Raw genomic sequence first — 11,874 nt, forward strand, 5'->3', positions numbered from 1 at the left:
ATCGTTGTCGATTGGTCGGCTTCGCCGACCGCTCCTCACCCCAAAAGCGCCCTTTTCCGTTTGGCGCCGCCCATCTTGCGCCAGTTGTTGAAGCGATGGGTAGCGGCGGCGAAGGAGATCTTCATCTGCTGGGCAACCGAGTAGCGCGACTTGCCCTCGTCGAACATGCGGTAGCAGCACTCGACGCCCTCCTCGGTCAGCTTGCCGTCGGGGGCCTTGTTGTGCGGATTGGCGGGATCGAACTTTTCGACCTGCTGCTCGACCAGGCCTTTCAGGCGCTGCAGGTCGGCCTCGATATTGGCGATAAGGTCGAGAACGGGTTTCGGGTCAAATGCATGGATGGGCTGCTTTGCCGGCATCTACGGATTCCTTTCTCTTGGCTTAGGTTTGGCTATATAGGTGAACATTCGCCAATAGTTAAGAGCGGCGGGGAACTTGGAGCCAATAATTTTGAACCTCCGGGCGACCGGCGCGATTGACCAACGGTGCGCCAGATCATAGTTTAGAACTATTCTAAACTAGGGTGAATTTCTCATGCTTTCCCGTGTTTTCGGCTTTGGCCGCCGTCCGTTCGAATCGCTCTCGGAGCAAGAGATCCTGGCGCTCGCCATCTCTTCGGAGGAAGACGACGGGCGTATCTACCGGGCCTATGCCGACGGGTTGGCGGATAGTTTTCCGCATTCGGCCAAGGTGTTCGAGGAGATGGCCGAGGAGGAGGACGGCCATCGCGACTCGCTGATCGAGCTTCACCGCGAGCGTTTCGGCGAGCGCATTCCGCTGATCCGGCGCGAGCATGTGAAGGGCTATTACGAACGCAAGCCCGACTGGCTGGTCAGGCCGCTCGGCATCGAGCATGTGCGCCAACAGGCCGAGTCGATGGAGAGGCAGGCGTATCTGTTCTACGTCGAGGCGGCGAAACGCACCAGCGATGCCTCGACGCGAAAGCTGCTCGATGATCTGGCGGTGGCCGAACAGGGCCATGAGACGCTGGCGCAGCGGCTGGAGCAAAAGCATGTGCCGGGTGCGGTGAAGGACGAGGAAGCCGCGGCCGAGCAGCGCCAGTTCATCCTGACCTATGTGCAACCGGGGCTGGCCGGATTGATGGACGGATCGGTGTCGACGCTGGCGCCGATCTTCGCCGCCGCCTTTGCTACGCACGACACATTCCAGACCTTTCTGGTCGGGCTTGCCGCCTCGATCGGCGCCGGCATCTCGATGGGCTTCACCGAGGTCGCCTCCGACGACGGCAAGCTGTCGGGCCGCGGCTCGCCGGTGAAACGCGGGCTGACAGTCGGCATCATGACCACGCTGGGCGGCCTCGGCCACGCGCTGCCCTACCTCATCCCGTTTTTCTGGACGGCGACGATTATCGCCGCGGTCGTGGTGTTCTTCGAACTGTGGGCGATCGCCTTCGTGCAGAACCGCTATATGCAGACTCCGTTCTGGCGCGCCGCCTTCCAGGTGGTGCTGGGCGGCGCGCTGGTGTTTGCGGCCGGCGTGCTGATCGGGAATGCTTAGAAAGCCCTACCCATGCAGCGCCCGGCTGTCCTCAGGCGCCTCTGCACGTTCGGTCAGGCCATAGTCGCGGACGACATGGGCGATGCGCAGACGATAGTCGGCAAAGATACCGCCACGGCCGGCCTTCTGGGCCCGCCTATGTTCCTCCGTGTTGCGCCAGGCCTTCACCGCCTCCTCGTCTCGCCAGAACGACAGCGACAGGATGCGTGTCGGGTCGGTGAGGCTCTGGAAGCGCTCGATCGACAGAAAACCGTCTATGCCGTCGAGCAGCGGGCGCAGGTCGGCTGCCATGGCGAGATAGGCATCGCGCTTGCCCGCTGCCGGCTCGACCTCGAAGATGACGGCGATCATAGTTTCACCAGAGAGGCATGCGGCCCGGAGGCGAGTTTCAGAAACGTGCGGTCTTCTTTCAGGATGAATTTTTCACGCCGGGCGAACTCGTAATTTGCCTTGCCGGCCGGATCGGCGGCGAGCCTGACACGGTAGGCCTCGTAGGCCGCCAGGCTGTCGATGTTGTAGGCGGCGTAGGCGGTCGTCGCCGAGCCCTCGTGCGGCGCGAAATAGCCGATCAGATCGGCGCCGCAGCGCGGGATCGCCTGGCCCCAGTTGCGGGCATACTCCTCGAACGCCGCCTTGCCGAACGGGTCGATCTCGTAGCGGATAAAGCAGGTGATGGTCATCGTTTGTCTCCTTGCTGGATTTGGTTCGTTGCGCCGATAGTTCGAGCGGGGTCGAAACGTTCAGCGGATCGATGTGCTAGGCAAGTTCTCCGGTGTCATGTTCTCCGGTGTCATGCTTGCCAGAAGGATTTCGCGCATTCGCGGCGAACGTCTTCTGGCGTCAGGCCAAGGTCGCGCAAAAGGTGCTCGTCAATCTCGGCGAGGTCGAGGCGCTGCAGATGACGGTCGTACCACAGCGCTAGGAGCCACAGATGCATCCGGCGCAAGGTCACGAACGGGAACGGCAGGCGGCCGAAGCGGCCAGCGATACAGGGTTGGGGGCGGCTCTTGCGGTCATCGTCGGCTCCTTGATCTGAGCCGAGAATAATGATTATCTGACAAGAATGCTTCGATGAAGGACGAACTATGCGTGAAGGACCCGACATAGCCCGCATCGCCAGCCTGGTCGGCGATCCAGCACGGGCAAACATGCTGACCGCACTGATGGGCGGCACGGCACTGACAGCGAGCGAACTGGCGCTCGAGGCCGGCGTGTCGCTGCCGACCGCCAGCTCGCATCTGTCGAAACTGATGGAGGGCGGGCTGCTGACGCTGGCAAGCCAGGGGCGGCATCGCTATTACGGCCTCGCCGGACCGCAGGTGGCTGGCATGATCGAAGCCATCACCGGTGTCGCCGCTGCGGTCGGGCCGCAGCGGGTGCGGCCGGGTCCGCGCGACGCGGCCATGCGCGTGGCGCGGGTCTGCTACGACCACCTCGCCGGCGAGCAGGCCGTGGCGATGCTGGATTGTCTTGTCGCTCGACAAGTGCTCCTACGCGACGACAAGGAGATCAGGCTTGGGCCGTCGGCCGCCTCGCATTTCGACGCGCTCGGTATCGACGTCGAGAGCAAGGCGCGACGACCGGTGTGCCGGGCCTGCCTCGACTGGAGCGTGCGGCGCTCGCACCTTGCCGGCACGCTGGGTGCGGCCATTCTCGACAAGATCCTTTTGGAAAAATGGGCGCGACGCGAGAAAGACAGCCGCGCGGTGATCTTTTCGCCGACGGGCAAGCAGGCGTTCGAGAAGGTGTTTCTCGCTTGATTGTTAGCTGCGCTTGAGCGGCTTGCCCTGCTTGAAAAAATCCGCCCAGGGATCGGCTTTCGCCAACTGCTTCAGCGTCGTCTTGTCGCCGATCGGAAAGGCGTTCGGCGCCAGTCCGGCCTCGATCTCCGCCCAGGTCGCCGGCATCGATACGGTAGCGCCCTTCTTGGCCCGCGACGAATAGGGCGCCACCGTGGTCGAGCCGCGGCTATTGCGCAGATAGTCGACAAAGATTTTTCCGGTGCGCGCCTTCTTCGACAGCGTCGCCGTGTAGCGGTCGGGTGCCGCCTGTTCTAGCGCGCGGGCGAAATCATGGGCGAAGTCTTTCACCTCATCCCAATCCGCTGACGGTTTCAGCGGCACGACGACATGATAGCCCTTGCCGCCCGACGTCTTGACGAAATTCGGCAAGGACAGCTCATCGAGCTGGCCGCGAATTTGGAGCGCCGCCGCGCGCACCGCTTTCACGTCGACGCCTTCGTCGGGATCGAGATCGAAGATGATCTGGTCCGGCTTGTCCAGTTCGTCGATGGTGCAGCCCCAGATGTGGATCTCGACCACGCCGAGCTGGACCAAGGCAGCGACACCGTCGAAATCGCGGATGAACAATATCTCCTCGCCGTCCGTCGGATCCTTCATCCTGGCGATCTTGTCATGCATGCCGGCCGATGCATGCTTCTGGAAAAAGCGTTGGCCCTCGACGCCGTCCGGCGCGCGCACCAGGCTGAGCGGCCGATTGACGACGAATTGTTGCATGCGCGGCCAGACCAAAGCGTAATGATCGAGCAGGCCCTGCTTCGATACCTTCTCCTGCGGCCACAGAAGCTTGTCGGGATGAGAAAGCTTTACGACGGTTTTTGCCGCCCCCGCCGATTCAACAGAGGTGGATATCTCGCCTTTGCCTCTTGCAGGCTTTGCCTTGGTATCGGCCTTGCCTGCGGATGCCTTCGGCTTTTCCTGCACGACTTCCTCCGCCGGTTTGTCCTCGCGCAATCCTTGGAACGAGGCGTGGCGTATTATACGGTCGGACGTCCAGGTACGGAACTCCACTTCGCCGACAAGGTCGGGCTTCACCCAAACCACTCCTTTGCCCGGCCCTTTGCCCCTCGGTACCGCCCTGTCGAAGGGCGAGGTTTTCGCCTTCAGCACATCAAGCTTCTTCTTCAGCTCGTTGGTGCTCTGCATCGAAAAGCCGGTGCCGACGCGGCCGGCATAGTGCAGCTTGCCGCCCTCGTGATAGCCGACCAGCAGAGAGCGCAGTCCGCGCCCGGCCTTGTCCGACGGCATATAGCCGCCGATGACGAATTCCTGGCGCAGTGTGCATTTTGACTTCACCCAAGACAGACCGCGGCCGCTGCGATAGGGCGCGTCGGCGCGCTTTGAGACGATGCCCTCCAGCCCCATGCGGCAGGCGTGCTCCAACATGGCCTTGCCCGGTTCGGCAAAATGGTCGCTGAAGCGGACTGCCGAATTGTCCGGCTGTTTGCCAAGCAAGTCCCGCAAAGCCTGCTTGCGTTCGACCAGCGGCTCGGTGCGCAAGTCTTCGCCGTCGAGACGCATCAGGTCGAAGACGTAATAGAGAAGACGATCCGTGCGGCCAGCCGACAGGTCACACTGGAGCAGAGCAAAAGACGAGACGCCGCTGTCTGCAAGCACGACGATCTCGCCGTCGATGATGGCATCGGTGCATTTCAGACGCCCGAGTTCCGCAACAATCTCGCCGCCGAATTTGTGCGTCCAGTCGAGGCCGGTGCGGGTCAAGAGCCGCACCTTTGTGCCGGCAAGCTGCGCCTGCATGCGATAGCCGTCGAATTTCACCTCATGAAGCCATTCCTTGCCCGGAGGGGCATCCCTCTGCAGTGTGGCGAGGCATGGTTCGATGAATTCGAGCTGCTTTGCCGCCTTGGCCCTCGCCTTGCTGGTGGGCCGTTTGTTCGAATGCCAGACCCTTGGCTTCTTACCATCGGCGGTCTTGCCTTCGCCGACCTCCTCGATCGTTAGGCCCGACTTCACCGACTCTGGCGCCTCCTGCAAGATGTCCTCGCCGGGTCGGGCGGCGGCATCGTCGGATTTGATCAGCAGCCAATTGTCGTACGTTTTGCCGGGACGCGGCTTCAGGCGCACCAGATGCCAGAGACCGTTCAGCTTGTGGCCGCTGAGCTCGAAGCTGATATGGCCCTTTTTCATCGCCTGGGCCAGGTCGGTCTCCGGTTGCCATTTGCCTTCATCCCAGATGATGACCGAACCGCCGCCATATTCGCCCTTGGGAATGGTGCCCTCGAAGGAAGCGTAGTCGATCGGGTGGTCCTCGACATGCACGGCAAGCCGCTTCTCGTGCGGATCGAGGCTCGGTCCCCGGGTTATCGCCCAGCTCCACAGCACGCCATCATGTTCGAGGCGAAGGTCGTAATGCAGCCGCGTCGCGGCGTGCTTTTGGACGACAAAGATGCCGCCGGCCTCACCTTTCCTATTGCGAACGACCTTGCCGGCCGGCTCGGCGGTCTTCTTGAAATCGCGCTTGGCGTGATACTGCTCAAGGCTGGCCATGACACGCGATCCTATGCGGACTTGCTATGGCGTCGAAGGCTTCGGTTTGGCGACGCCGGCACGAGGCCTTGAACGGATAGAAACCGTTTCAGTTCCGGGCCCGCGAAAAGCGAGGCACGCCGGATTGCCCGGCGTTGCCTCGATCGAGAAGAACTATTCGGCGGCTTGAAGGTTGACCTTGGCCTCCGCAATCTCGGTAAGCTTGCGGTCGGTCGCCTGCTCTTCCTTGATGTTGTTGGCCAGGACATTGGCGCAGTCGGTGCGGCCAAGCTGCTTGGCCCAGGCGATCAACGTGCCGTAACGGGTTATCTCATAGTGCTCGACCGCTTGCGCGGATGCGATCAGGGCGGCGTCGAGAACATCCTTGTCGTCGATGTCGCCGCTGACTTCATCGGCTTCCTCAAGAATGCCGTCGATGGCCGGGCAGTTGACCGTCTTGGCTTTCACGCCATGCAGTTCGAACACGTTCTCAACCCGCTCGATATGGCCCTTGGTCTGCCCGAGGTGCTTCTCCAGGCCAGCTTTCAATTGCGGATCGGTCGCCTTGTCGATCATCTTCGGCAGCGCCTTCTCGATCTGTTTTTCGGCGTAATAGATGTCACGCAGCGTGTGGACGAAGAGGTCGTCCAGCGTCTTGATGTCTTTGGAAAAGAAACCCATGGCTTTTGCCTTTCCGTCGTTCTTGCTGTGTTGGGGTTCCGGCGGCGGTTCCGCGCGGAAGCCGCTGTCTGCTGGAGCCGGGTTGGTCCCCGCTCTTGCCGTCAACGTGCGGCAATCGGACGGGTTCCTGACTTTCCCTGGGCAAGCACGGAAATTTCGCGGCGCCGGCCAAGGCTGAAACAGAAGCGCGCCGCAGCGACATCCAAACGAAACATATGTGATGCAAAAGTCACACCGACCGAAATGCCGACGAACTGCATGGAAAGACCCCGAATCAGCCGCATTGCGGCCACGAACCAAGGCATTTTCGACCAGATATTAACATCGTGTTCACCGACTATTCACGCCTCGACGCTATGATGTCCGCAATTCGGAAGGGACATCCGAAATCGGGACAGGGACAGGGAAAATGAACTTCTTGACGCACCTCATCGGCTACGCTGCCGCCATCCGCGAATTCGTCGCGCCGACCTACCGGCCGGAGCGCTATTACATGCGCGGCCCCGGCCCCGCTTGCGCACGCCGCGGCCACACGCTCGGCATCAGCGCGCACTGATGACGACCATGGAAAGCCGTCATGACAGCCGGATCTGCAGGCCGGCCGCCGATCACCGTGCGACGACCTATCGCACGGAGCGTCCTGCGCTCGCCGACAGGCGGCGTGCGGCAACGCCAAGGTTCTGAGATTCTGGGGCTTTGATCTCGCCGCCGGCAAGCTTAAGTGTCGTTTGACACCAAGCAGCCGAGGCTCGCGTGACCATCCAGCCAAACCATCCTCCTGAAAAGCCAGCCTTCGATGCAAGCCATCCGTTGATCGTGTTCGACGGCGTCTGTGTGTTGTGCTCGGGCTTCGCGCGCATGGTGGTCAGGCTCGACCGCAAAAGCCACTTCCGCTTCGCCACGGCACAGTCGCCGCTCGGCGAAGCGCTGTTTCGAAAATATGGGCTGCGGACGGACAGCTACGAGACCAATCTGGCCCTCATCGACGGCGCCGCCTTCACCCGCCTGGACAGTTTCGTCGCCGTCATGGCCGAACTGGGCTGGCCGTGGCGGGCGGCGAGGTCTCTGCTCCTGCTGCCGCGCCCGCTTCGCAACTGGCTCTATGATCGCGTTGCAAAGAACCGTTACGCGCTGTTCGGCAGGAAAGAGAGCTGCGAGATTCCCTCCGCTGAACTGAAAAGGCGGCTGATTGGCTAAGCGCCGAGCCTCAGGGGTTTTCGCCTTTCAGTCGGGCAGATCGGCCGTTGGGGGCGCTGCGGATGAAGGTTCTCCGAAAATCTAGAGCGGGATTGCGGTCGTCTCCTTGGCGGTTCGAATCGCAAACATTGTGTAATACCGCGCGACATTGGTCTGATCCCGGAACAACCGCTCGCACAGAGCATCAAACTCTTCCATATCCGTCAGGCGCAGCATAAGGACAGCGTCGGTCGAGCCGCTCACGCTGTAGGCCTGGATCACCGCTGGTTCCATGGCGGCAAGCTCGAGGAAGCGGCGCATGTATTGCTCGCCGTGGCGCTCCAGTTCGACCGTGACGATAGCCTTCATCCCCCTGCCGGCCTTGGCTGGATTAAGAAGCGCGACAACGCGGTCGATGATACCGGCTGACTTAAGCCGCCGTATGCGGCGCAAGCAACTGGAGGGCGAAAGCCCGACCTCCGCCGCCAGGTCGGCATTGGTTCGCGAAGCGTCTTCTTGCAAAAGCTTGAGAAGCTTCCTGTCGATCCGGTCCATTCCGGTCCTCCGCTGTCGTCTACCTGCAATTTTATTGCACAAGATCGCAAATTTTGACCACAAATGCGAACCGTCTGACGGTAGTCATTTGGCGTCAATAACGGAGACATCGCCATGGCAGTGTTTGCCGCCCTTTATCGAAAGACGCTGGAAACGCTTGAAATCTATTGGGAATTGGTTCGCATCATCGTTCCGGTCACGATCGTCACCCAGATTCTGCAGGATCTTGGTGTTATTCGGGCGATCTCTCCGTTCTTCGCGCCTCTCATGACGATGGTTGGACTGCCGCCCGAGCTCGCCCTTGCCTGGCTGACAGGGTTGCTGGTGGGAATTTGGGGCGCGGTGGTGACGGTGTTCACGCTGGCGCCGGTTTCGACGCTGAGCACTGCCGACATGACCGTTCTTTCAACCCTTTTGCTATTTGCGCATGCCATTCCGATTGAACAGCGCATCATTCAGAAGGTTGGGCCAAGCTTCGTGGTCACCGCGGCGCTTCGTATTGGCGGCGGACTGATCCTTGCCATGCTCCTGTACCAGATATTCGCAGCAACCGGATGGCTATCCGAGCCGCTGAAGCCGGCGTGGGTACCAATGAGCGAAGGCACTGATTGGAGCAGTTTTTTTCTGAGCATGCTCAAAACCCTGGCAGCCATGCTCGTCATTCTCCTTGCACTGAGCTGGCTGATCGAGCTGCTCAAGATGTCGGGCATCCTTGGTTGGCTGAACGGGGGACTCTCGCCGCTCTTTCGCCTTGCCGGCATCCAGTCGCAAGCGGTACCGTTCACTGCGGTCGGTCTACTTCTTGGAATTTCCTATGGCGCGGGACTGCTGCTCCGCGAGGCGCGCACGGGCAGCGTAGAGCCGCGCCAGATATTCCTCGCTTGCGTGTTTATGGGCTTTGCCCACAGCATCATAGAAGACACACTGGTTGTCGTCGCTCTGGGTGCAGACTTCACCAGTGTGTTCGTCGTTCGCCTGATCTTTGCCGTGCTCGCAACCGCGTTGATCGCCCGGGCAGTCAGTTCGGCTTCCGACATTACGTTTTTCAAAGCATTCTTCCACAAGGGAGAACATCGGCTTGCTCAGTCGGAATCCGGGTTTGGCGGCTAACGATGGAGCGTCTTCGGCCTGCCAACGTGGCTATTCCGCGCTCGACGTCCTACGAAACTGAGGACGAGATTTTAGCACCCCTTGCCGATCGTCCGCTACCGCGGCTGGCTCGAACCTTCCGGCCCGCACGGCTCCAGCAAGATCGTGTCGCCTGCAGCCCTGCCCAGTTCGCGACAGCCCTGAACCGTGCACAGCGTCCAGCCTTCACCCGTCGCGCCTGAGGCGGCGAGCACAAGGCGCCGCTGCAGACCGATATTGGGCGTATAGACCCACCAGCCGTCCCGCAGCACCGAGCCTTCGGGCGGCTCCATGCCGGCGCCCGAGCCCTTGATCCGTGCCTCGAGGATTTGCAAGCCGGAAGGCACGACCTTCCAGTCTTCCTGCCAATGCGCTTTTTCGACCGAGTGCGTCCAGGACAGCGTGAAGGCAGCCACAGTGAGCGTCATCGTCTTGCCGGCGGCCAGGATACAGAGGCTCATGCGGTCCCGGACGCCTGCCGCGCACGCCAGCAGTGCCAGCCGATCCAGACGAAAGAGAGCACCCAGCCGGCCTCGTCGGTGAGCGGCAGCGCGGCAACCAGCAGCACGCCGGCGGCGAAGGCGACGAGACGTTCCCACCAGGCCATGCGCCGGGCGAGGAACCCGACAGCGGCCGCGCCCCACAGGACGATGCCCATGCAGGCCTTGGCAACGATATAGACGACCTCGACGGGATAGCCGAACTGGGCGGCGATCGGCCCGGCGTCCTGCAACATCAGCGCCGGGGTGTAGACCGCCATGAACGGCACGACGAAGCCGGCGACGGCAAGCTTGGTGGCCTGGATGCCGATCTTGAGGCCGCTCTCCTTGGCCATTGGCGCGGCGGCGAAGGCGGCCAGCGCCACCGGCGGGGTGAGGTCCGCCATGATGCCGAAATAGAAGACGAACATGTGGCTGACCACCAGCGGCACGCCGAGCGAGAGCAATGCCGGCCCGGCCAACGACGAGGTGATGATGTAGTTAGGGATGGTCGGGATGCCCATGCCGAGCACCAGGCAGGTGAGCATGGTCAGCAACAGCGACAGGAACAGATTGTCCTCGCCGATGGAGATGATCCAGCCGATGAAGGTGGAGGCGATGCCTGTGAGCGTCAACGTTCCGATGACGATGCCGACGATGGCGCATGCGATGCCGACCGGCAGCGCGTTCTTAGCTCCCTCGGCAAGCGAGTCCACGCATATCTGCAACGTCTCGCGTCCGCCCTTGAAGGTGAAGCAGGCGACAACGAGCGCAGCGATCACGAGGCTGAGGATATTGACGCCGAACTTCATGAAAGAGGCGGCGGCGAGCCCCAGCGCCAGCCAGAAGACAATGCGGAAGGCAAGCGGCCCGATCAACGCTGCCAGCGGCGTGCCGAGAATGAGCACGATGGTCAGCGCCAGCCCCATGGTTCCGGCGAAGATCGGCGTATAGCCGGCAAACAGCAGATAGATGAGCGCTGCCAGAGGCAGCACCAACGGCCAATGTATTCTCACCGCGTCCCACGGATTGGGCAAATCCGCTTTGGCCATGCCGTGCAGGCCGGCCTTGCCGGCTTCCAGATGCACCTGCCAGAAACAGGCGCCGAAATAGAGCAGCGCCGGGATGATCGCCGCCTTGACCACTTCGGCATAGGGGATGTTCAGCGTCTCGGCCATGATGAAGGCGACCGCACCCATCACTGGGGGCATGATCTGGCCGCCCATCGAGGAGGTCGCCTCGACGGCGCCGGCGAACGCCGAGCGGAAGCCGAAGCGTTTCATCAGCGGAATGGTGAACTGGCCGCTGGCCACCACATTGGCAACGCCGGAGCCGGAAATGGTGCCCATCAGCGCCGAGGACAGAACGCAGACCTGGGCCGGGCCGCCGCGCCACGAGCCGACCAGGCCAAGCGCGAAATCGTTGAACAGCGCGATCATGCCGGCGCGTTCGAGAAAGGCGGCGAAGACGACGAAGATGAAGATATAGGCGGCCGAGACGTAGATCGGCGTGCCGTATATGCCTTCTGTGCCAAAGGCGAAAGTGTCGACGAGCTGGGCGAAATCATAGCCGCGATGGATGAAGGGCGGCGGCAGATGATTGCCGGCGAATGCGTAGGCGAGGAAGATCAAGGCGATCAGGGCAAGCGGCAGCCCCATCAACCGCCGCGCCGCCTCGAAGACCAGCACGACCAGCACCGCGCCGACGATCAAGTCCGTCGTGGTGAGGAAGCCGGAGCGCCGGATGAGGTCGGCATAGAACACCCAATTGTACAGGCCGGTGGCGAAGCCGAGCACGCCGAGCGCCCAGAACGCTGCTTTCGCCGCAGCGCTTTTGGCGCGCAGATTGGCGATCAGGCCAAAGCCGAGCAACAGCAGGAAACCGACATGCATGGCGCGCACCACCTGGCTCGGCAGGCTGCCATAGGCGGCGATGTAGATCTGGAAGATGGAAAAGGCGATGGCGATGAGAAAGGCGGCCCTGCCGGCGATGCCTTCGCCGAAACCCGGCGGCAGCCCTTCGACCGGGGCCTCGGCGGTGGGGGAGAGAAT

15 protein-coding genes are annotated in these 11,874 nt (G+C 62.0%); 5 read left to right on the forward strand and 10 right to left on the reverse strand.

Annotation, left to right across the window (positions count from 1 at the left end; translation table 11 throughout):
* Positions 1-35 precede the first annotated feature (35 nt).
* Positions 36-359 carry a hypothetical protein gene (locus E5W87_RS09250; RefSeq protein WP_292396287.1) on the reverse strand — a complete coding sequence of 108 codons (324 nt, stop codon included), beginning with the start codon at positions 357-359 and terminating at the stop codon, positions 36-38.
* Positions 360-534: 175 nt separating this feature from the next.
* Between E5W87_RS09250 and mbfA the strand changes: the two genes are divergently transcribed.
* The gene (gene mbfA / locus E5W87_RS09255) at positions 535-1,518 is read left to right on the forward strand and encodes an iron exporter MbfA (RefSeq protein ID WP_292396288.1); all 984 of its coding nucleotides are present in this window, start codon (positions 535-537) and stop codon (positions 1,516-1,518) included.
* 6 nt (positions 1,519-1,524) lie between these two features.
* Here the strand turns inward: mbfA and E5W87_RS09260 are convergent, their stop codons facing one another.
* The 3 genes from E5W87_RS09260 to E5W87_RS36045 form a co-directional block, all read right to left on the reverse strand.
* Positions 1,525-1,869 (reverse strand): antibiotic biosynthesis monooxygenase, encoded by a 345-nt coding sequence (locus E5W87_RS09260; RefSeq protein WP_292396289.1) that lies wholly within the window; start codon positions 1,867-1,869, stop codon positions 1,525-1,527.
* A complete protein-coding gene (locus tag E5W87_RS09265) occupies positions 1,866-2,198 on the reverse strand; it encodes an NIPSNAP family protein (protein ID WP_292396290.1) in 333 nt (110 codons plus the stop codon). The genes E5W87_RS09260 and E5W87_RS09265 overlap by 4 nt, the downstream gene beginning before the upstream one ends.
* A 110-nt stretch (positions 2,199-2,308) precedes the next feature.
* A complete protein-coding gene (locus E5W87_RS36045; RefSeq protein ID WP_367118807.1) occupies positions 2,309-2,668 on the reverse strand; it encodes a DUF1127 domain-containing protein in 360 nt (119 codons plus the stop codon).
* Here E5W87_RS36045 and E5W87_RS09275 point away from each other — a divergent pair.
* Complete coding sequence (locus E5W87_RS09275) at positions 2,604-3,278, forward strand: winged helix-turn-helix domain-containing protein (RefSeq protein ID WP_292396293.1); 675 nt, start codon at positions 2,604-2,606, stop codon at positions 3,276-3,278. The two genes, E5W87_RS36045 and E5W87_RS09275, sit on opposite strands and share 65 nt — an antisense overlap.
* A 3-nt stretch (positions 3,279-3,281) precedes the next feature.
* Here the strand turns inward: E5W87_RS09275 and ligD are convergent, their stop codons facing one another.
* The 3 genes from ligD to E5W87_RS09290 form a co-directional block, all read right to left on the reverse strand.
* Complete coding sequence (gene ligD / locus E5W87_RS09280) at positions 3,282-5,825, reverse strand: DNA ligase D (RefSeq protein ID WP_292396295.1); 2,544 nt, start codon at positions 5,823-5,825, stop codon at positions 3,282-3,284.
* Positions 5,826-5,978: 153 nt separating this feature from the next.
* Entirely contained in the window at positions 5,979-6,485 is a 507-nt protein-coding gene (locus E5W87_RS09285; RefSeq protein ID WP_292396296.1) for a ferritin-like domain-containing protein, read from the reverse strand.
* Positions 6,486-6,586: 101 nt separating this feature from the next.
* Complete coding sequence (locus tag E5W87_RS09290) at positions 6,587-6,745, reverse strand: hypothetical protein (RefSeq protein WP_292396298.1); 159 nt, start codon at positions 6,743-6,745, stop codon at positions 6,587-6,589.
* A 149-nt stretch (positions 6,746-6,894) separates the two neighbouring features.
* On the opposite strand from E5W87_RS09290, the gene E5W87_RS09295 reads away from it, so the two are divergent.
* Positions 6,895-7,041 (forward strand): hypothetical protein, encoded by a 147-nt coding sequence (locus E5W87_RS09295; RefSeq protein ID WP_023801394.1) that lies wholly within the window; start codon positions 6,895-6,897, stop codon positions 7,039-7,041.
* Positions 7,042-7,238: 197 nt separating this feature from the next.
* Positions 7,239-7,682 (forward strand): thiol-disulfide oxidoreductase DCC family protein, encoded by a 444-nt coding sequence (locus E5W87_RS09300; RefSeq protein WP_292396299.1) that lies wholly within the window; start codon positions 7,239-7,241, stop codon positions 7,680-7,682.
* 81 nt (positions 7,683-7,763) lie between these two features.
* Here the strand turns inward: E5W87_RS09300 and E5W87_RS09305 are convergent, their stop codons facing one another.
* Positions 7,764-8,216, reverse strand: coding sequence for an Lrp/AsnC family transcriptional regulator (locus E5W87_RS09305; RefSeq protein WP_292396300.1), 453 nt, complete (start codon positions 8,214-8,216; stop codon positions 7,764-7,766).
* Positions 8,217-8,330: 114 nt separating this feature from the next.
* On the opposite strand from E5W87_RS09305, the gene E5W87_RS09310 reads away from it, so the two are divergent.
* On the forward strand, positions 8,331-9,326 hold the full coding sequence (locus E5W87_RS09310) for a nucleoside recognition domain-containing protein (RefSeq protein ID WP_292396302.1): 996 nt from the start codon (positions 8,331-8,333) through the stop codon (positions 9,324-9,326).
* Positions 9,327-9,421: 95 nt separating this feature from the next.
* Here the strand turns inward: E5W87_RS09310 and E5W87_RS09315 are convergent, their stop codons facing one another.
* Both E5W87_RS09315 and E5W87_RS09320 read right to left on the reverse strand, forming a co-directional pair.
* Positions 9,422-9,805 (reverse strand): DUF1850 domain-containing protein, encoded by a 384-nt coding sequence (locus tag E5W87_RS09315; RefSeq protein ID WP_292396304.1) that lies wholly within the window; start codon positions 9,803-9,805, stop codon positions 9,422-9,424.
* Positions 9,802-11,874: a TRAP transporter permease gene (locus E5W87_RS09320; protein ID WP_292396305.1), complete on the reverse strand. Its 2,073-nt coding sequence runs from the start codon at positions 11,872-11,874 to the stop codon at positions 9,802-9,804. Before E5W87_RS09320 ends, E5W87_RS09315 begins: the two co-directional genes overlap by 4 nt.

It is taken from the genome of Mesorhizobium sp. (genome assembly GCF_004962925.1).
Classification (GTDB): Bacteria; Pseudomonadota; Alphaproteobacteria; order Rhizobiales; family Rhizobiaceae; genus Mesorhizobium.

Excerpts from the sequence above, each read along its gene's own strand:
- mbfA (WP_292396288.1), top strand. The coding sequence starts at position 535 with ATGCTTTCCCGTGTTTTCGGCTTTGGCCGCCGTCCGTTCGAATCGCTC.
- E5W87_RS09285 (WP_292396296.1), bottom strand. The coding sequence starts at position 6,485 with ATGGGTTTCTTTTCCAAAGACATCAAGACGCTGGACGACCTCTTCGTC.
- E5W87_RS09250 (WP_292396287.1), bottom strand. The coding sequence starts at position 359 with ATGCCGGCAAAGCAGCCCATCCATGCATTTGACCCGAAACCCGTTCTC.
- E5W87_RS09295 (WP_023801394.1), top strand. The coding sequence starts at position 6,895 with ATGAACTTCTTGACGCACCTCATCGGCTACGCTGCCGCCATCCGCGAA.
- E5W87_RS09275 (WP_292396293.1), top strand. The coding sequence starts at position 2,604 with ATGCGTGAAGGACCCGACATAGCCCGCATCGCCAGCCTGGTCGGCGAT.
- E5W87_RS09290 (WP_292396298.1), bottom strand. The coding sequence starts at position 6,745 with ATGCAGTTCGTCGGCATTTCGGTCGGTGTGACTTTTGCATCACATATG.
- E5W87_RS09315 (WP_292396304.1), bottom strand. The coding sequence starts at position 9,805 with ATGAGCCTCTGTATCCTGGCCGCCGGCAAGACGATGACGCTCACTGTG.
- ligD (WP_292396295.1), bottom strand. The coding sequence starts at position 5,825 with ATGGCCAGCCTTGAGCAGTATCACGCCAAGCGCGATTTCAAGAAGACC.
- E5W87_RS36045 (WP_367118807.1), bottom strand. The coding sequence starts at position 2,668 with ATGTTTGCCCGTGCTGGATCGCCGACCAGGCTGGCGATGCGGGCTATG.
- E5W87_RS09310 (WP_292396302.1), top strand. The coding sequence starts at position 8,331 with ATGGCAGTGTTTGCCGCCCTTTATCGAAAGACGCTGGAAACGCTTGAA.
- E5W87_RS09260 (WP_292396289.1), bottom strand. The coding sequence starts at position 1,869 with ATGATCGCCGTCATCTTCGAGGTCGAGCCGGCAGCGGGCAAGCGCGAT.
- E5W87_RS09265 (WP_292396290.1), bottom strand. The coding sequence starts at position 2,198 with ATGACCATCACCTGCTTTATCCGCTACGAGATCGACCCGTTCGGCAAG.
- E5W87_RS09305 (WP_292396300.1), bottom strand. The coding sequence starts at position 8,216 with ATGGACCGGATCGACAGGAAGCTTCTCAAGCTTTTGCAAGAAGACGCT.